This is a genomic window from Roseibium sp. (assembly GCF_051016195.1).
GTDB lineage: Bacteria > Pseudomonadota > Alphaproteobacteria > Rhizobiales > Stappiaceae > Roseibium.
On sequence record NZ_CP134616.1, the window covers coordinates 4,284,454 to 4,302,028 of the forward strand.

The following is a 17,575-nucleotide window of genomic DNA, read 5'->3' on the forward strand; positions in this document are numbered from 1 at the left end:
CCCGCTTGGTGTTCAAACCTGATCGAGGATGACGAATGGAAGGGAGCGTATCCATACGATGAATTAGGTGATTTTCTGTAATGAGTTTGTTATCTAAAGTGCATGGGCAATCTAAGGTGATATTATGAAGTTGGACGATGCGGATGCAAAAATTGTAGAAGCACTGATCCGGGACGGACGCATGTCGCTCAAGGACCTGGCGGCGCAAGCCGGCCTGTCGTCGCCCGGTGTGTCGGAGCGGATCAGACGGCTGCAGGAACGCGGTGTCATCCGCGGATTTACTGCAGAGATCGATCCGAAAGCCCTCGGCTACAGCCTGCAGGCGATCGTCCGCATTCGTCCGCTTCCGGGGAAACTGCATATTGTCCGGCAACTGATCCAGGAGATCCCGGAGTTCTGCGAGTGCGACAAGGTCACCGGCGATGATTGCTTCATTGCGCGCCTGGCAGTGCCGTCGATCGAACAGCTGGATGATATTCTCGACGTTATTGCCGACAAGGCGGAGACGAGCACCTCGATCGTGAAATCCCAGCCGATCCGCCGCCGTCCACCGCCGCTTGTCACGGGCTAAGACAATCGTGTCCCAGGGATCTGCGCCTCGCGACTCGGGCCAAACTGTCGGAAAGGGTTGCCGTTTTCCGAAGAATACCCTATCAGCAGGCCGTCCAAATTCATCAAACAGCTTACCTGCATGGTCTGCAGGAGTGAGCAGGAGACGCGACATGATCCAACTGACCTTTCCCGACAATTCCGTGCGCGACTACGAAGCAGGCACCACCGGCCTCGCCGTCGCAGAGGGCATTTCCAAATCGCTGGCGAAGAAAGCCGTCGCGATGACGCTTGATGGCGAACTGAGGGATCTCAGCGATGCCATTTCTGCCAATCACAGCATTGAGATTGTCACGCGCGACGATCCGCGTGCCCTGGAACTGATCCGGCACGACGCTGCTCACGTGATGGCAGAAGCGGTTCAGGAGCTCTGGCCGGGAACACAGGTCACGATCGGCCCTGTCATTGAGAATGGGTTCTACTACGATTTCAAACGCGTACATCCCGACACCGGTGACGACTGGCCGTTTCATCCCGATGACCTGCCGGTCATCGAAAAGAAAATGCGCGAGATCATTTCGCGCGGTGCGCAATTCACCAAGGAACTCTGGTCGCGTGAGGAAGCCAAGACCTATTTCGCGGCGAAAGGCGAACAGTACAAGGTCGAGCTTGTCGACGCGATTCCCGAAGATCAGGAATTAAGGATCTACAAGCAGGGTCAGTGGCTGGACCTTTGCCGCGGTCCGCATATGGTTTCGACCCGTCAGATCGGCGATGCGTTCAAGCTCATGAAGGTTGCCGGTGCCTATTGGCGCGGCGATTCCAACAACGAAATGCTGAGCCGCATCTACGCGACCGCGTGGCACAGCGAGAAGGAGCTCAAGGGCTACCTTCGCATGCTGGAGGAAGCCGAAAAGCGCGACCATCGCAAACTCGGGCGGGAAATGGATCTCTTCCATTTTCAGGAAGAAGGGCCCGGCGTCGTGTTCTGGCATCCGAAAGGCTGGGACATGTTCCAGAGCCTGATTGCCTACAAGCGGCGCGTTCTGAAGGACGACTACAAGGAGGTGAACGCACCGCAGGTGCTGCATACGTCCTTGTGGGAGACCTCCGGTCACTGGACCTGGTACAAGGAGAACATGTTCTCCGTGCAATGTGCGGATCCGGAGGCAGAGGACGACCGCGTGTTTGCGCTGAAGCCGATGAATTGTCCCGGGCACGTGCAGATCTTCAAGCACGGGTTGAAAAGCTACCGCGATTTGCCGATGCGGCTTGCGGAATTCGGCGTTGTTCACCGTTACGAACCGTCAGGTGCGCTCCACGGCTTGATGCGTGTGCGCGGCTTTACGCAGGACGACGCGCATGTCTTCTGCACCGAGGAGCAGCTTGAGGAAGAGTGCCTGAAGATCAATGACCTGATCCTGTCGGTCTACAAGGATTTCGGATTTGAGGAAGTCGTTGTCAAACTTTCTACGCGCCCTGAAAAGCGCGTGGGGACCGACGAGATGTGGGACCATGCCGAAGCCGTCCTCTCGGATGTTCTGAAGAAGATCGAAGCTCAGTCGGAAGGCCAGGTCAAAACCGACATTCTGCCAGGCGAGGGGGCGTTCTACGGTCCCAAATTCGAATATACGCTTCGCGACGCGATCGGCCGCGAGTGGCAGTGTGGAACGACGCAGGTCGACTTTGCTCTGCCGGAACGCTTCGGTGCTTTTTACGTCGACAGCAACGGCGAAAAGAAAACGCCGGTCATGGTACACCGCGCGATCTGCGGTTCCATGGAGCGTTTCCTCGGCATTCTGATCGAGAACTATGCCGGACACTTCCCGCTCTGGTTTGCGCCCTTGCAGATCGTCGTTGCGACCATCACGTCCGAGGCCGATACCTATGGACAAGAAGTGGCAGACCTTCTGAAATCGAAGGGGTTGAAGGTCGAGACCGACTTCCGGAACGAGAAGATCAACTACAAGGTTCGCGAGCACTCGCTGGCGAAGGTTCCGGTTATCATCGTTTGCGGCATGCGCGAGGCCGAAGAGCGCACGGTCAATGTCCGGCGTCTGGGGTCAAAAGACCAGCGCTCGATGGGGCTTGAAGACGCCGTCGAAGCGTTTGTTGCGGAGGCGATGCCACCGGACTTGAAATAATCCCCGGAGCACCAAAATACGGGGATAAGTTACAGCTTGCACATTGCCCTTCCGCTAGGGCAATGTGCTGTCACATTCCTGAAACACTGGTTCTGGTATTTGGTCGCGAATTTACCTGAACACCTGATCTAGATGATGGCTGCCGTGGATCACGCAGAATTCAGCTACGCCAATCCTGACCACCCGCCCTTGAAGCGGTGGACGATACGCGCCATCGAGGGCATCTCGGGCCGCCGGAAACTCGTTGATCTCTACGAGGTCTGGAAGCACCAGATGGTAGGGACCTCGGACTACATCTGGAGCGACCTGCTGGGTCTGATCAATCTGAATGTCGCCGTTGAAGATGGCGAATGGCCGCCGAAAGATCTCCCGGAAGGGCCGCTTGTCCTGATCGCCAACCATCCCTATGGCATCGGTGATGGTCTTGCTATTCTTGCGCTTGCCGAACAGCTTGACCGGCCTTTCAAAATCCTGATCAACAACGAACTTCTCAAGGTTCCGGAAGTGCGACCGTTCTCGCTGCCGGTTGATTTTGAGGAAAACAAGCAGGCTCTGAAGACAAACATGCAGACGCGTAAGGAAGCGCTGCGTCTGCTGCAAGAAGGCACCACCATCATCGTCTTTCCCGGCGGTGGCGTGGCGACTGCCGCCAAACCCTTTGGACGCGCCGAAGAACTTCCGTGGAAGACATTTACCGCCAAAATGATCCGTTCGTCCAAGGCGACCGTGTTGCCGCTTTACTTCGAAGGACAGAATTCCTGGCTATTTCACCTGGTCAGCAAGTACTCGCTCACGTTGCGCCTGTCGCTTCTTGTGCGAGAATTCCGCCGAATTCTGGGATCCGTCATAACGGCCAGGGCAGGGCAGGCGATCCCTTTTGAAACCTTGTCCGGCTTCAAGGATCAGAAGGAAATCATGGATTTCCTTCAGACAAAAGTCTTGGAAATGGGCCCCGCGGCGTCCGCAAAAGGGCTGCTCGGGCGTCGCCGCTGAGCTAAAGGCGCAACAATTTCATGGAGTTGCTGAAGGCCGCTTTCGGCCGGACCAGCGTCAGTTGCTGCTGGACGTTTCCTGCGTTTCCAGTTGGCTGACGGCCGTGACGACCTCGACTTCCCGGTCCTGGCCGGGCACGACCTCAAAATTGTGCAGATAGGTTTTGCCGTTGTTCCGGGCCAAGGCCTCGTATTCGCCTGCCGCGAGAACAAAATCGGGAAATGCTCCCGTGGCTTCAACCACCACGTGGCCGCCAGCACTCAGGACCGACCACGTGGTGTTGGCAATCGCTTCACCTCCGCGTTCGTTGACGAGCTTCAAGGTGATGTCCGCCGCCTTGTGCAAAATGGTTGCCTCGGTCAGCTTGCCCGGAAGCACCTGGATGTCGGCACGGATTACTGCATTCACGTCGCCGTAGCGGCTGACCACGTGATAGGTGTCGGCGTTGAGCCGGACGATCGAACCGGGTGCGATGTCACCGACGATCTTGTTGCGTTCGCCGCGTTCGTCAAACGTCATTCCGTAGACGTCGAAAGTGACCTGGGTCTCGTCAATCCCGTCGCCATCCTTCATGGCGGCGCCGAACTTGATGCCGCCTGCGTTCAGCGTCAGCATTTTCGACTGAACGTCCTCGCCAATAATGACCCGGTTGGTCGACTGGGCAAATCCATAGGCGGTATGAACGAGATAAGCACCGGGATTGAGCCTGAATTCCGCATCACCCCCCATTGCGGTGGCGACCAGTTCCAGCCGTCCGCTGGCGTTCGTTGCCTCGGAATAAATGCGCCAGATCAGGCCGTCGTCCAGCGGCTTGCTGTCCCGCGTCAGTTTCGCCATCAGATACAATGCACCTTGATCGAGACCGTCGCTGATGCCCGTCGTCAGCGAGCGGGAAGCGGGGGCATAGGGCAACTCGACGTCTGAAAAAAGCGGTTCCGGTTCGCGGTCCAGCAAGTTGATGATCTGGTCGCCGGCAGCCGAAGGTGCATTCGGGTCAGGTTTCACCCTCGGAGGCATCGGAGCCTCTTCGGTTTGCGCAGGGACGACGGTGCTCGTGGAAATCGCGACCGGAACAACCATCAAAGTTGCGCAAACGATGTGTCTCGCCAAACGCTTCGCCGCGGCGGCAAATGGTGTCGAACCTTTTTCCAACATGCCCACTTCTTATTCTTGTTGACTGTGAAAAGTGACAGTCCTTCGACTTTTATACCAATTCAGACCGCAACGAAACACCGCTGTGTGCCAATCCTGCTTCGAAGCAGAAGGAAGGCCATATCTGCGGCGAATGCGTCGGTAACTCCCAGAAGATCAACGTTGCGGAAACATCGAACCAACGTCGGGCCCGGATCCAAGCATTTCAGATGGGCCTGAAAATCGGGCAAATTCAAGACATTGAATCTAAAGTTGACAATTACGGTCAATGAATTACGTGCAGGGACACGATCGAAACATCGAGAAGTGCGAAGCCCATGTCCACCTTCAGCCCTCCTGCGCCTGGCGTACTGGAATTTCTGCGCAAGCGGCGTTCCCATCCATCGATCACCATGGCGGAGCCGGGTCCGGATGAGGACCAGATCCACGACCTGCTGACGATTGCATCGCGGGTTCCCGATCACGGCAAGCTTGCTCCTTGGCGATTCATCCTTTTTCGAGACGCGAAACGGAAATCGGTGGGGGTACGGCTTGCGGCGATACTCGAGGAGAGGCAGGGGCCGCTCGACGACGACCAGCGGCAGAAGGAACTCACCCGTTTCACGCGTGCTCCGCTGGTGATCGGTGTGGTCAGCATGGCCGCCGAACATCCCAAGATTCCGATCTGGGAACAGCAAATGTCTGCCGGCGCGGTCTGCATGAACCTGGTGACGGCTGCGGCCGCGGCAGGTTTCGCCTCCCAGTGGCTGACCGAGTGGTACAGTTTCGATGAGGAAGCTACAAAGTTTCTTGGGGCAGGGGACAACGAACAGTTTGCCGGTTTCGTGCATGTGGGAACACCGACACAGGCACCGGTGGAAAGGCCACGTCCCGATCTTGCCGGCCTGGTCCGCGAATGGAGCGAAGACGACTGACATGTTTTATGAAACCGCTAAAAACGATCACGGCCTGCCGCACAATCCCTTCAAGGCGATCGTGTCTCCCCGTCCGATCGGCTGGATATCCTCGCTCGACGGCGAAGGACGGACGAATCTTGCGCCCTACAGTTTCTTCAACGCAGTCGGCGACCGGCCTCCCATCGTGATGTTTTCATCCTCGGGCTACAAGGACAGCGCCGCGAATGTCGACGCGACGGGCGAGTTTGTCTGCAACATGGCAAGCTGGGACCTGAAGGATGAAATGAACGTATCTTCAGCTCCTGTCTCCGGCGGCACCAGCGAGTTTGAGCTGGCCGGTCTGGAAATGGCGCCTTCCCGGCTGGTGAAAGCGCCGCGAGTCGCCAAGGCGGCGACGGCGCTAGAGTGCAAACACCTTCAAACGCTCAAGCTGAAGGACCTCGATGGTGTCGAAACCGACAACTGGATCGTGTTCGGACAGGTTGTCGGCGTGCATATCGACGAAGACATTCTTGTTGACGGGAAGGTCGACGTCACGCGCTTCAAGCCGCTTTCGCGCCTTGGATACATGGAATATGCAGCCGTGACCGAAGTGTTCGAGATGGTCAGGCCAAACGTCTAGGCACAAGCGAAACAATCGGGGCTCCGGTGTCCGGAAGGGAGCTCGCTTGCTCCCGTTTTGCCGAAGCCGGCGGCGCGAACGTCCGGCAGGGTGCCGTTGCCTTGGCGCGTTGAAACAAAGCGCGTCTTGCGCCCGAGTAATTGTACAAATCTGTTGCGGGATTTGCTTACGCCGCGTCGTTTTGAAGGCTGTTTTCTCAAAGAATGAACGGGAGCTGTTGACTGTTAAGACTTTGTTAACCATTTCGGCGTGAATGTTAACAAAGTCATAATCAGTTCCGTCGAGGAGACTAGGTCATGCATGTGACTGACACACCCTCGGTCGCGTCTCGGATCGAGCTAGCGTTTCAGTCAGCGAGTAGTTCCACGGGTACTTCCTTCGAGTACCTGGTGAAGACCGCTGCGCGCGAGTCGTCTTTCAATCCGTCGGCAAAGGCCAGAACCTCGAGTGCGACCGGACTGTTCCAGTTCATCGAATCGACGTGGCTGGAAACGATGAAGGAGGCGGGGCCAAAACACGGGCTTGAGAAGTATTCCGACCAGATCCTGCAAACGAAGAGCGGAAAGTATTACGTCAACGATCCACAGGTAAAGCGCGAGATCCTCGATCTTCGGAAGGACCCCGAAATTTCGTCGATGATGGCCGGAGCTCTGACGCAGAAGAATTCCGCTTACCTGGAACGAAAGATCGGGCGGGAACCGACTGACGGCGAGCTTTACATGGCGCACTTTCTCGGCGCGCACGGTGCAAGCCGCCTGATCGACGCGACAAACGCCAACCCGGATATGCGCGCGGACAAGATGTTCTCGGCTCAGGCGCGGGCCAACAAACCGATTTTCTTCCACAGCAACGGCAAAGCCCGGTCCATGCAGGAAGTTTACGAGGTCATCGTTTCCAAACATGACGCGGTGACCATGATCGCTCAGGCGGGCGGGAGTACCGATCTTCGCACGTCCGGCGAACTTCTCAATGTCGCTCAACTACCGACCGCCAAGCCGGGGCGCACGGCACCCGGCGTCGATCCGCAGAATTTTGATCACCTTGCCGGCGATACGGCTGCAGCATTCGCGATGCGCTCCAAACCGCCAGGGCCGGAAGAACTGGCACGGGCGCAGGCAGCGCTGCCCGACGGCAATCCCGTTGAGCTTGCTGCAGCAACGACGTCGTTGCCGCGTGGCGGAGAGACACAAGCCGCAGCCGGAGGCCGCACCGATGTCGGGCCGCAGGATCCACGGAACGCCTCCATAAATCCCACAGATCCGGCAACTTCGCAGCGCGTCGTGTCCGCGTTCCAGGCTATGGAAACGGAGAGCCCCTTCGAAGCTCTTTTCAGAAATGACCAGGGATCGTCTCAAGCTGATCTGAATCCGAGGTTCGCTTCCGCCTTCGCGGCGGTCGAAGAAGCCGGAATGTTCAGCACCTTCACCGGTGTTTCGAATCAGGTCGCCGCCCAGGAACTGGCCCTTGCCGATCAGGGCAGTCCACTGGATCTGACGCGCTTCTTGAGATTGAAAGCAGAAGAAGAGCAGAAAGACCTCCTGCCACCGGCCTGACTGCGTATTTTGACAGGCATTGTGAAAATTATGGTGAACAGATCGTTAAGTCTTTGGTGTCAGAGTGTGAGTCGTCACTCACACAAGACTGATTGCCACCATGACCGCACACGACCTTTTGCTCTTCGAAGATGATCACACTCCCGAACGCGATGTCATCGCGGCGAGGGAATTCGCAGAACGTTATTTGCAAGCCGAACACGGCAGTCAGGAACGGGCCAGCATGGCAACAGCGCTAACAGTTCTTCTGGACGATCCGAGCAGAGCCATCCGCAAGGCAATTGCCAAGACGCTTGCGTCGAGCGCTTATGCACCGGCACACGTGGTGCGCTCATTGGCCAGCGATGTCGACGAGGTTGCCGTTCCCGTGCTCAGGGAATCGCCAATCCTCACAGAAGCCGAGCTTGTCGACTTGCTTGCGCAGGGGAGTGAAACCGTTCAATGCGCAATCGCCGGGCGTGCCGGTCTTCCTGCGTCGATCAGCGCTGCCATCTGCGAGGTTGCGAACGAGCGCGCGTGCCAGGTGCTTCTCGATAACCCGGGTGCGGAAGTTCTGCAGTCATCCCTTCTCCGTCTGGCGCAGCGTTTTGAAAACCGGCCTGACATCTGCGATCAGCTGCTTCGCACACGGGATCTGCCGCTGGCGAACCGCTACGAGTTGCTGATGCGACTCGCCGAAAGCCTGGATGATCACCCGATCGTGCTGGAACGCGTTCCTGAGAACCAGCGACACACATTCCTGAGCGATGCGGAAGACAAGGTCGTGCTCAGACTGGCCCTCGAAGCGAGCGTCGAGGAACTTCCGGACTTCGTGGAGCATCTGAGAAGCCGGGGCAAACTGAATACGCGGCTGCTGCTGCGGTCGGTTTGCTGTGGCCGCCTACGGTTTTTTGCGGCAGCCCTCGCCAACCTGGGCCAGGTCCCGCTTCCGAGGCTCTGCAAGCTGCTTGTCACTGTCAGGCGTTCGGCCCTTCAGGCAATCCTGCGCAAGGCAGGCCTGCCTATCCGGTCTCACCAGGCGTTCCTGCTGGCTATCGACATTGCGCGTCAGGCCGAGGCCGATTTCACCTACGACCTTGCACTTGATGAAGCAAGGATGCTGACCGAAACCCTGCTTGAAGAAATGCAGGATGGCGCCTTGGGAGCCGACGAAGACGTCGCGGCCTTCCTGCGCCGGTTCGCGATTGAAGTTGCGCGTCTTGAAGCCCGCTTGCTCGTGAAAAACGGGTCCCTGCATATCACCGCCGCTGCCTGATCGCTCTGCGAACTGCGCCAACGCGGCCTAGGTGCTGGACACTTCGGGCTGGAAAGTGGCTTGTCGCCGGTTTCGGGTGGTGTTTTGGTGCCCGTCCGAAACTGAAAAGGTGGCGTGATGCAATCAGCGGCGGGCGGCGCGCGCTCACAGGCGTCGATGGGCATTATTCTTATGTGTGCGGGCATTGCATGCCTGAGTGTGAGCGATGCGATCGCCAAGGCTCTGACGTCATCCTATACACCGGTACAGATCCTGTTCATGCGCAATCTCATTGCATTGCCATTCGCGGTGCTTATTGCGCTGAAAATGGGCGGCACTGGTGCGTTGCGCTCCTATCGCCCGACGGCACACCTGCTGCGCGGCGTTTTGTGGCTGATCGCTGCGGGCCTTTTTTTCACCAGCCTGAAATACCTGGAAATTGCAGAAGCAACGGCGCTCGTGTTCGTGGCACCGGTATTCATTACGGCGATTTCTGCCCTTTTCCTGAAGGAGACCGTCGGCTGGCGACGGTGGCTCGCGGTGCTTGCCGGATTTGCCGGCGTGCTGATTATCGTCAGACCGGGAGCAGGGACTTTCCAGAGTGCATCCTTGCTGCCAATCGTGGTGGCATTCTTTTATGCCGTTCTCATGATCAGCGCACGCTGGGTCGACCCGCGCGAGAGTGTCTGGACCCTGATGCTTTATCTTGTCGGAGCCGGCGCCTTGCTGAGCGCCCTGGTTGTCCCGTTTGTCTGGGTTGCGATCCGGCCGGAAGACATGTGGCTCTTCGTTGGAATTGCGATCTTCGGGACCGCCGGCATAACACTGATCACACAGGCTTTCCGCTTTGCACCCTCGGCAACTTTGGCACCGTTCGAATACAGCGCCCTGATCTGGGCGACGTTGTTTGGCTGGCTTGTGTGGAAGGAGATTCCGGATGTTCTGACATATGTCGGCGCAGCCTTCATCATCCTCAGCGGGTGCTATATCGTGTTCCGGGAGCAGCGACTGGCGAGCGAAAATCCGGACTGACGCCGTCAGGTGTCTTCCGGGTCAGCCGGAAACTGTTTCAGGAACTCAGCGGTCACGCTTTCCAGCGTTTCGAGCAACTCCACTCCTGTCGAGTTGGCTTCGTCCTTGGCTCCCTCCATGACCATCGCACGGATGGCTTCGACATAGCGCCCGGCAAGTTCCACCGGCAGCTTGTCGGGAGACGGGACCGCTTCGATCAGGTGGCAGAAGCTGGCCGCAACCTGGCCGACAAGGGGGAAACCAAGGGTCAGGGCCTGTCCCTTGATGTTGTGAGCTGCCTGGAACAATGGTGCGATCGTTTCTTCGGAAAGACCGCCCGGCGAAACATTTTCCCAGGCCTGATTGAGCGTGACGGTTTCGTTGACCATCCAGCTGCCGAAATGACTCGACAGCCGGCTCATGGCAGCTTCTGCAGCCTTTACCGGATCGAATTTCTTGGCTTCGCGCGGCGACAATTCCCGAACCTTGCTCCGCAGATTGGTCGGGGGAGTCAGGATTTCGTAGTCCTTGTCCTCGGCAGTTTCGGCCATGCTAGCAATGCCCTTTGTCAACGCGTGCGAATTCAAACGTCGTCAGAGTATGATCTCAGTCACTTAACAGGCTGTTGCCAGGAAGGGCTTTTCCGAAAAAACGCTCAATACCGGAACATTTCCGAAAGAATACGCTCATCCCAGCCGTGGTCGGAGTCAAACATGATGACACCTTTCGCCCGGGACGATTCCTTTACGGTCACGTGGGTCACACGCCGAATTTCCGTGTGATCGGCAGATGCGCTCACAGGGCGCTTGTCCGCTTCAAGGATCTCGATGTCCACCTGTGCTCCGTTCGGCAGCAGGGCCCCGCGCCATCTCCTCGGACGGAAGGCACTGATTGGCGTCAGCGCCAGCAATTGCGCGGTAATCGGCAGGATCGGTCCATGTGCAGACAGATTGTAGGCTGTGCTGCCGGCGGGTGTCGCGACAATGATGCCGTCGCAGACAAGCTCCTCCAGGCGGACTTTCCCGTCGACGGAAATTCGCAGGCGGGCCGCCTGCGAGGTTTGGCGAAGCAACGAGACCTCATTGATGGCGAGAGCCATGTGCTCGTTGCCGTCTTCGTCGCGTGCGGTCAGTTCGAGCGGCCGGATGGTCGTAACGTCCGCTTTCGCAAGGCGCTCCGGCAGGCTGTCTTCCCGATACTCGTTCATCAAAAAGCCGACCGAACCCCGGTTCATGCCGTAAATGGGTTTGCAGTTGGCCATATGCTTGTGAAGTGTCTGCAGCATCAAACCGTCACCGCCGAGCGCAATGACGATGTCGGCATCCGCTGCTTCGACGTTGCCATAACGCTCGGACAACGCTGTGAGCGCGCGCTGCGCATCGTCGGTGTCACTCGCGACGAAGGAGAGTCTTTTGGTCGCGACAGCCTGACTTTCAGCAGACATCGGAGGAGGTGCGGATTGGTTCATGGTCCAACAGTCTTGCGTGTCTGAGTGGTGCGCAGATACCCGGCACCGGCCGGCTTCCTTTCGGCAACCGGCCTTCACCATACCGGCAATCGCGGATTGGCACAGCGACTTTTTTGAGCGCCCTCAATTCGTCTGCTGATTTGCGTCCGGGTCTGTCAATGGGGCTTCGCCTCCAGGTTCACGATCGCAGGACGCCGAGGCTATGAGGTCCTGCCACTCCGGGAACGGGACGACGATCGAGCGCTCGTCGTTGATCTTGGAGGACATGACGGCCGCAACCCTCGGTCCGAATATGGTGTTGACCATGAGTGGGCCGCCCGATGCGCCCGACTCCGTGTTGCAGTCGGTAATCCAGACATCTTCCTGGCTGCCGAGCACCGAACAGGACGAGACGACTGTTGGCAGATAAGGTCTGCTCCGGCGATATCCCACCGAGAGAAATCGGGTCGATTGACGCAGCCTGCGGGATTCATCCGGTGTCAGTGGCGGTAGGGGAAACAGGGTGCTGGGCTCTTTCAGCACAATAAGGCCAAGATCCTTGTGGATGTCGCTTATACTCGGCCGGCCGGTCGGGACATATCCATCCGGCACGAGCAGGCACTCCGCCTCAAGCCTCGCCGCGTACTCGTCTCGTCTAACGCCAGCTATGAACAGGACTTCGTCGGCAGGCAATTTCTGCTTTGTTTTGGGAGAAACGATGCAGTGTGCTGCCGTCAGAACGAGATTGGGTGCAATCAGGGTGCCGGTACAGCTGGAGACCGACTTGTAACCGGCCCGATTGACGCGCCCGATCGAATGCCAGGGATAATCCGTGCTGTCGATGACCTTGAGTTCGCCGTTTGCGTGGGCCGGTAGCGCTGTGTGCGACGCAAGGACAAATGCCAGCAACACTGACAGGAGGGCAAGTCGCCCGCCGCCAGAGCCGGCGGGCCGATGTTTGCGTCTGATCAGGCGCATTTTGTCCGATCCTGTTTCGCTTACCAGGCTGCGCCGGGTTCATCTCCCGAGATCCCGGCATTTGGTGTTCGGCAGATAGTAGTCTCAGACCAGCTTTCTTGCCAATCGTTGTTTCGGGTGCATACCCGGTCGGCTGCTCATCCAGCGTCCAGCTTTTCGATCAGGGCCGGAAGATCGGCAACCGTGTCTATGACAAAGTCCGCTCCGGCCATCTTCAGTTTCTCTGTCGCATGTTGGCGCAAGACATCAACTTCGGCTTCCGAGAGCGCTTCGAGCTCCTCGGGCGTTTTGCCCGCATAGTTTCCCGAAAGCGCGAGGCCGACCGTCACACACCCCGCTGCCACGCCTTCCGCGATGCCCGGTTCCGTATCATCCACCTTGATAACGGCGCTGGGTGGATAGGCGACGAGGTCCAAGAAACACTTGTACATACCAAGAGGACCCGGACGGCCTTCGGGCAGGTCGTCGGAGCAGACAAGATTGTCCGGGATGTAGCCTTGTTCTGCCGCCCGGGGGAGCACGTTTTCCATGATCGAGCGCGTATACCCCGTGGTGGAGCCAATCTTGAGGCCCTTGGCTCTCAGGATCTCGATCATGTCAGCCGCGCCCGGGACGAGGTCCGCATAATCCGCAACGACACTTTCATTCATCGGGACAAAGATCTCGTAGACCTTGTCGACATCGGCATCGCTTGGAGCATTGCCATACTTATCGATCCACTGCGCGGCAATTCCGGGATCGTTCATCATGTCACGGATATGGTCCCGTTTGGGTTTGCCCATGGGCCCGCGTGCCTGTGCGATTGTTGCCGCGATGCCGAACTCCTCGAATGCCTTCACGAAAACGCCCATCGGAGCGAACGATCCGAAATCGATCATCGTTCCTGCCCAATCGAACACCACGGCTTTGAACCTGCTCATTGTTGTCCCTCTTTGTAGAGCTTCGAGATTGTTTCTTCACCGATTGAAACAGCCGTCAATACATCCGTTCCAGAACTGGTCATGGTGATCCGCGTCGCATCGTCCGGCGCATCAGTCAAGCGTTTGGCGTCAGGTGGTGGAGTTTGAAGGTTTTGTTTGTTTCGTCCCCAACAGCGGTATGTCTGTGCATCCGAGATTTGTAAGCTGCGCCGCACTGGCTGGCACTGAAACGCATTTGGCTGATCTACGACGATTGCATGACGGTCAGGTGAAAGCGCTGCAAAGAAATGTCCGGCATCAGCCCGGGGTCGAACTCTCCGTGGAATTTCCTCTACGCAACCCTTTCAAAGCACGGGCGGCTCGGCTAGGCTCGATTCCATTCGGTTTATGGTTTTTCGTCGCCGCTGATATCGCTCAACAATGAGGAAGGTCGCAATGGCTGACTTCTTCGGTGTGCCGGAAGCAGGTGGGGTGTTTTCACCCCGAACAGCGGAGCACAGGCCAACGTGAATATCCCGCACGCCCTCCGTTCTGCGTTGAAACCGATCGGCATTGCCGGTGTCCTTGGGATGTGTCTTGTCCTGCAAGGGTGCGGTCTTTCCAATGCGCCTGTCCTTCATCCAAAAGGGCCGATCGCGCTGGCTGAACGGGATCTGCTGTTTACCGCATTCTGGGTGATGATGATCGTTGCGATCCCGGCAATTGTCCTGACGCTTTTCTTTGTGTGGCGCTATCGCAGCGGTACAAAAACGGCCGCCTACGCGCCCGACTGGGACAGTTCCTGGAAAATCGAGACGGTGGTCTGGCTGGTACCGGCGGCCATCATTGTCGTCCTGGGAACACTGGTCTGGCAATCCACGCACAAGCTGGATCCCTACAAGGAAATTTCTTCGGACAAACCCGCGTTCAAGGTTCAGGCGGTCGCGCTCGACTGGAAGTGGCTGTTCCTCTACCCGGAACTGGGCGTTGCCAGTGTCAACGAACTTGCCTTTCCCGCGGATCGTCCGCTTTCCATCGAGATAACGTCCGACACGGTCATGAATTCTCTCATGATTCCGGCGCTGGGCGGTCAGATCTATGCCATGGCCGGGATGCGGTCGGAACTCAATCTGCTTGCAGACGATCCGGGCGTGTTCATGGGCCGGAACACGATGTTTTCCGGCGACGGGTTCCCCGACCAGCATTTCAAGGCACACGCGATGAGCGAAGAGGACTTCACCAATTGGAAGTCGAAAGTCTCCGGGGAAGGGGCACCGCTTGATGCGGAAACCTATCTCGAACTGCACAAGCAGAGCGTTGCCAATCCGGTCACTTATTATTCGTCGTTCGAGACCGGACTCTTCAAGCTGATCCTTCGAAAATATGCGCCTATCGTGGGGCCATACGAAAGCAAGGCGGCCGAACTCATCTGCCGGGGGGCTGCGTGATGCTGGGACGCCTGACAATCGAGGCCATTCCGCTTTACTCCTGGGTTGCCATGGGCGGCGCAGCCGTGACCGTCGGCGGCGGGATCGCGGTGTTTCTTCTGATCACCTATCTCAGGGCCTGGAAGGTCTTGTGGAGCGACTGGCTCACCAGCCTCGATCACAAGAAAATCGGCATCATGTACGTGGTGCTTGCTCTGGTGATGCTCGTTCGCGGCTTCATCGACGCGCTGATGATGCGAGCGCAGCAGGCGATTTCGCTCAACAACGAGGGTTACCTGCCGCCGGAGCACTTCGAGCAGATCTTTTCATCGCACGGAACGATCATGATCTTTTTCGTGGCGATGCCGTTTCTGACCGGGCTTATCAACATCATCGTGCCGCAGCAGATCGGCGCGCGGGATGTGGCGTTTCCGTTCCTGAACTCGGTCAGTCTTTTTTTGACGGCAGCCGGTGCCGGTCTGGTCCTGATTTCGCTGGCGATCGGAAAATTCTCGACGGCAGGCTGGACCGGCTATCCGCCCTATTCGGGGATCGACTACAATCCCGGTGTGGGTGTCGATTACTGGCTCTGGGCGCTGATCGTCAGCGGTGTCGGCAGCACGGCATCCGGGATCAACTTCATCGTCACCATCGTCAAGAACAGGTGCCCGGGCATGACCTATATGCGCATGCCCATGTTCACCTGGACGACGCTGTGCATCTCGATCCTGATCGCATTCGCCTTTCCGGCCTTGACCGTCGTCGCGGCACAACTCGCCCTGGACCGCACGCTCGGCTTCCACTTCTTCACCAACGGGGATGGAGGCAACATGATGCTGTTCGCCAATCTCCTGTGGATCTGGGGGCATCCGGAGGTCTATATCCTGATCCTACCGGCATTCGGCATTTTCTCGGAAGTCGTGGCGACATTCTCCCGCAAGCGTCTCTTCGGATATAAATCGCTGGTTTATGCCACTGCCTGTATCGCAATCCTGTCGTTCACCGTCTGGCTGCACCACTTCTTCACGATGGGGTCTTCGGCCAATGTGAATGCGGTCTTCGGGATCGCGACGATGATCATCGCCGTTCCAACGGGTGTCAAGATCTTCGACTGGATGTTCACCATGTACCGGGGCCGGATCGAGTTCCATCCGGCGATGGTGTTCACGATCGGCTTCATGGTGACCTTCGTCATCGGCGGCGTGACCGGGGTGTTGCTTGCGCTGCCGCCGGCCGATTACCTGATGCACAATTCCACGTTTCTGGTGGCCCACTTTCACAACATGCTGATCCCCGGCGCGCTATTCGGTTACTTCGCCGGCCTGAACTACTGGTTCCCGAAAGCGTTCGGTTTCAAGCTCGACGCCAAGTGGGGTATCCGCTCCTTCTGGTTCTGGATCATCGGATTTTACCTCGCCTTCATGCCGCTCTACGTGCTCGGCTTCATGGGCATGAGCCGGCGCATGGAACACTACGCGGATCCGAACTGGCAGCCCTACCTGATTGTTGCCGCACTCGGCGCTGTTTGCGTGCTCCTCGGAATTGTCTGCATTGCCATCCAGCTATACGTGTCGGTGAAGAACTGGGGTTCTGCGCGCGATCTGACAGGTGATCCTTGGAACGGGCGCACGCTGGAGTGGGCCACGGCCTCGCCTCCGGCACCGTACAACTTCGCCGTGGTGCCAACGGTGAATGATATCGATGCGTTTCATGACATGAAACTCAAAGGAACCGCTTATCAGCATCCCGGGGGTTACGAGGATATCGTCATGCCGAAGAGCAGCGGTCTTGGCCCGATCCTCGGCGCGCTGTCATTCGCGCTCGGGTTTGCCATGGTCTGGTACATCTGGTGGCTCGCGGCGCTTGCCTTTGTCCTGGCCCTGGTATGCGTTGGCATCCGGGCATGCGACGACGACAGCGAGTTCATCATTCCGGCGGCGGAAGTCGCCCGGATCGAGGCGGCTCATCAGGACAGGATCTCGACCGCGGACATGCATGACATGCGCGATTTCCAACCGATCGGCCCCGCCTCGGGCGCACCGTTGCCGGGGAGGGCGTGATGTCGGAGACCACCCTGAACAGCGAGCTTCTCGAACACGAAGAAAAAAAGTCCCTTGAGTCGCGCGAGTTCGGCTTCTGGGTCTATCTGATGACAGATGCCGTCATTTTTGCACTCCTGTTTGCTTCCTATGTCGTGCTTTCGAAAAATTCGGCGGCGGGTCCGACCTCAAAGGATCTGTTCGATCTGGGCCATACGGCCGGCGAGACCGCGCTGCTTCTGCTTTCCAGTCTGACGTTCGGTCTGGCAACAATCGCGATGACATCGGATCGCGCCGGGCGTGTCATTCAATGGCTCTTCGTGACCCTGATTCTCGGTCTCGGATTTCTTGCGATGGAAATGATCGAGTTTCACGGAATGATCGCCCAGGGTGCGGGGCCCGGAACCAGCGGTTTTCTGTCCGCCTTTTTCACACTCGTCGGAACACACGGGCTTCATGTCGCCTTTGGTGCGATCGGGATCTGTGTGATGATCGGGCAGGTGATGGTCAAAGGATTGACCTTGCCGGTGCGCTCGCGCCTCGTCCGGCTCGGGTTGTTCTGGCACTTCCTCGATATCGTCTGGATCGGTATCTTTTCCGTCGTTTACCTGCCGGGCGTCATGTAGGAGGC

The 17,575-nt window shown here is 57.9% G+C and carries 16 protein-coding genes; 11 read left to right on the forward strand and 5 right to left on the reverse strand.

All coding sequences use genetic code 11. The features are described 5' to 3' along the window. The first annotated feature begins 124 nt into the window (after positions 1 to 124). From RDA78_RS19550 to RDA78_RS19560, 3 genes are all read left to right on the forward strand, one after another. Positions 125 to 571 carry an Lrp/AsnC family transcriptional regulator gene (locus tag RDA78_RS19550; protein ID WP_434051484.1) on the forward strand — a complete coding sequence of 149 codons (447 nt, stop codon included), beginning with the start codon at positions 125 to 127 and terminating at the stop codon, positions 569 to 571. Positions 572 to 722: 151 nt separating this feature from the next. Beyond that, positions 723 to 2,693 carry a threonine--tRNA ligase gene (gene thrS / locus RDA78_RS19555; protein WP_434051485.1) on the forward strand — a complete coding sequence of 657 codons (1,971 nt, stop codon included), beginning with the start codon at positions 723 to 725 and terminating at the stop codon, positions 2,691 to 2,693. A gap of 144 nt (positions 2,694 to 2,837) precedes the next feature. Further along, on the forward strand, positions 2,838 to 3,686 hold the full coding sequence (locus RDA78_RS19560) for a lysophospholipid acyltransferase family protein (protein WP_434051486.1): 849 nt from the start codon (positions 2,838 to 2,840) through the stop codon (positions 3,684 to 3,686). A gap of 57 nt (positions 3,687 to 3,743) precedes the next feature. Here RDA78_RS19560 and RDA78_RS19565 read toward each other — a convergent pair whose 3' ends face one another. Beyond that, a complete protein-coding gene (locus RDA78_RS19565) occupies positions 3,744 to 4,841 on the reverse strand; it encodes a hypothetical protein (protein WP_434051487.1) in 1,098 nt (365 codons plus the stop codon). 314 nt (positions 4,842 to 5,155) lie between these two features. Here RDA78_RS19565 and RDA78_RS19570 point away from each other — a divergent pair, with 314 nt between their 5' ends. From RDA78_RS19570 to RDA78_RS19590, 5 genes are all read left to right on the forward strand, one after another. Next, positions 5,156 to 5,752 carry a nitroreductase family protein gene (locus RDA78_RS19570; protein WP_434051488.1) on the forward strand — a complete coding sequence of 199 codons (597 nt, stop codon included), beginning with the start codon at positions 5,156 to 5,158 and terminating at the stop codon, positions 5,750 to 5,752. Between the two features lies 1 nt (position 5,753). Further along, positions 5,754 to 6,356, forward strand: a complete 603-nt coding sequence (locus tag RDA78_RS19575) for a flavin reductase family protein (RefSeq protein WP_434051489.1) — start codon at positions 5,754 to 5,756, stop codon at positions 6,354 to 6,356. 296 nt (positions 6,357 to 6,652) lie between these two features. Beyond that, positions 6,653 to 7,909, forward strand: a complete 1,257-nt coding sequence (locus tag RDA78_RS19580) for a transglycosylase SLT domain-containing protein (protein WP_434051490.1) — start codon at positions 6,653 to 6,655, stop codon at positions 7,907 to 7,909. Between the two features lie 100 nt (positions 7,910 to 8,009). Continuing rightward, positions 8,010 to 9,164, forward strand: coding sequence for a DUF2336 domain-containing protein (locus RDA78_RS19585; protein WP_434051491.1), 1,155 nt, complete (start codon positions 8,010 to 8,012; stop codon positions 9,162 to 9,164). 117 nt (positions 9,165 to 9,281) lie between these two features. Further along, positions 9,282 to 10,175 carry a DMT family transporter gene (locus tag RDA78_RS19590; protein ID WP_434051492.1) on the forward strand — a complete coding sequence of 298 codons (894 nt, stop codon included), beginning with the start codon at positions 9,282 to 9,284 and terminating at the stop codon, positions 10,173 to 10,175. Between the two features lie 5 nt (positions 10,176 to 10,180). Here RDA78_RS19590 and RDA78_RS19595 read toward each other — a convergent pair whose 3' ends face one another. The 4 genes from RDA78_RS19595 to phnX all read right to left on the reverse strand — a co-directional run bounded on the left by RDA78_RS19595 (position 10,181) and on the right by phnX (position 13,499). Continuing rightward, positions 10,181 to 10,705, reverse strand: coding sequence for an Hpt domain-containing protein (locus RDA78_RS19595; protein WP_434051493.1), 525 nt, complete (start codon positions 10,703 to 10,705; stop codon positions 10,181 to 10,183). 104 nt (positions 10,706 to 10,809) lie between these two features. Beyond that, positions 10,810 to 11,622, reverse strand: a complete 813-nt coding sequence (locus RDA78_RS19600) for an NAD kinase (RefSeq protein WP_434051494.1) — start codon at positions 11,620 to 11,622, stop codon at positions 10,810 to 10,812. A 123-nt stretch (positions 11,623 to 11,745) separates the two neighbouring features. Next, positions 11,746 to 12,579 (reverse strand): trypsin-like serine peptidase, encoded by an 834-nt coding sequence (locus RDA78_RS19605; RefSeq protein ID WP_434051495.1) that lies wholly within the window; start codon positions 12,577 to 12,579, stop codon positions 11,746 to 11,748. A gap of 137 nt (positions 12,580 to 12,716) precedes the next feature. After that, positions 12,717 to 13,499 (reverse strand): phosphonoacetaldehyde hydrolase, encoded by a 783-nt coding sequence (phnX, locus tag RDA78_RS19610; protein WP_434051496.1) that lies wholly within the window; start codon positions 13,497 to 13,499, stop codon positions 12,717 to 12,719. A 506-nt stretch (positions 13,500 to 14,005) separates the two neighbouring features. Here phnX and cyoA point away from each other — a divergent pair. Genes cyoA through cyoC form a run of 3 tightly spaced genes read left to right on the forward strand, consistent with a single transcriptional unit; the run spans position 14,006 to position 17,570 of the window. After that, entirely contained in the window at positions 14,006 to 14,926 is a 921-nt protein-coding gene (gene cyoA, locus RDA78_RS19615) for a ubiquinol oxidase subunit II (RefSeq protein WP_434051497.1), read from the forward strand. Then, positions 14,926 to 16,965 carry a cbb3-type cytochrome c oxidase subunit I gene (locus RDA78_RS19620; protein ID WP_434051498.1) on the forward strand — a complete coding sequence of 680 codons (2,040 nt, stop codon included), beginning with the start codon at positions 14,926 to 14,928 and terminating at the stop codon, positions 16,963 to 16,965. The genes cyoA and RDA78_RS19620 overlap by 1 nt, the downstream gene beginning before the upstream one ends. Next, a complete protein-coding gene (cyoC, locus tag RDA78_RS19625) occupies positions 16,965 to 17,570 on the forward strand; it encodes a cytochrome o ubiquinol oxidase subunit III (RefSeq protein ID WP_434051499.1) in 606 nt (201 codons plus the stop codon). Before RDA78_RS19620 ends, cyoC begins: the two co-directional genes overlap by 1 nt. The last annotated feature ends 5 nt before the right edge of the window (positions 17,571 to 17,575 follow it).

Excerpts from the sequence above, each read along its gene's own strand:
- RDA78_RS19550 (WP_434051484.1), top strand. The coding sequence starts at position 125 with ATGAAGTTGGACGATGCGGATGCAAAAATTGTAGAAGCACTGATCCGG.
- thrS (WP_434051485.1), top strand. The coding sequence starts at position 723 with ATGATCCAACTGACCTTTCCCGACAATTCCGTGCGCGACTACGAAGCA.
- RDA78_RS19565 (WP_434051487.1), bottom strand. The coding sequence starts at position 4,841 with ATGTTGGAAAAAGGTTCGACACCATTTGCCGCCGCGGCGAAGCGTTTG.
- RDA78_RS19570 (WP_434051488.1), top strand. The coding sequence starts at position 5,156 with ATGTCCACCTTCAGCCCTCCTGCGCCTGGCGTACTGGAATTTCTGCGC.
- RDA78_RS19575 (WP_434051489.1), top strand. The coding sequence starts at position 5,754 with ATGTTTTATGAAACCGCTAAAAACGATCACGGCCTGCCGCACAATCCC.
- RDA78_RS19580 (WP_434051490.1), top strand. The coding sequence starts at position 6,653 with ATGCATGTGACTGACACACCCTCGGTCGCGTCTCGGATCGAGCTAGCG.
- RDA78_RS19585 (WP_434051491.1), top strand. The coding sequence starts at position 8,010 with ATGACCGCACACGACCTTTTGCTCTTCGAAGATGATCACACTCCCGAA.
- RDA78_RS19590 (WP_434051492.1), top strand. The coding sequence starts at position 9,282 with ATGCAATCAGCGGCGGGCGGCGCGCGCTCACAGGCGTCGATGGGCATT.
- RDA78_RS19595 (WP_434051493.1), bottom strand. The coding sequence starts at position 10,705 with ATGGCCGAAACTGCCGAGGACAAGGACTACGAAATCCTGACTCCCCCG.
- RDA78_RS19600 (WP_434051494.1), bottom strand. The coding sequence starts at position 11,622 with ATGAACCAATCCGCACCTCCTCCGATGTCTGCTGAAAGTCAGGCTGTC.
- RDA78_RS19605 (WP_434051495.1), bottom strand. The coding sequence starts at position 12,579 with ATGCGCCTGATCAGACGCAAACATCGGCCCGCCGGCTCTGGCGGCGGG.
- phnX (WP_434051496.1), bottom strand. The coding sequence starts at position 13,499 with ATGAGCAGGTTCAAAGCCGTGGTGTTCGATTGGGCAGGAACGATGATC.
- RDA78_RS19620 (WP_434051498.1), top strand. The coding sequence starts at position 14,926 with ATGCTGGGACGCCTGACAATCGAGGCCATTCCGCTTTACTCCTGGGTT.
- cyoC (WP_434051499.1), top strand. The coding sequence starts at position 16,965 with ATGTCGGAGACCACCCTGAACAGCGAGCTTCTCGAACACGAAGAAAAA.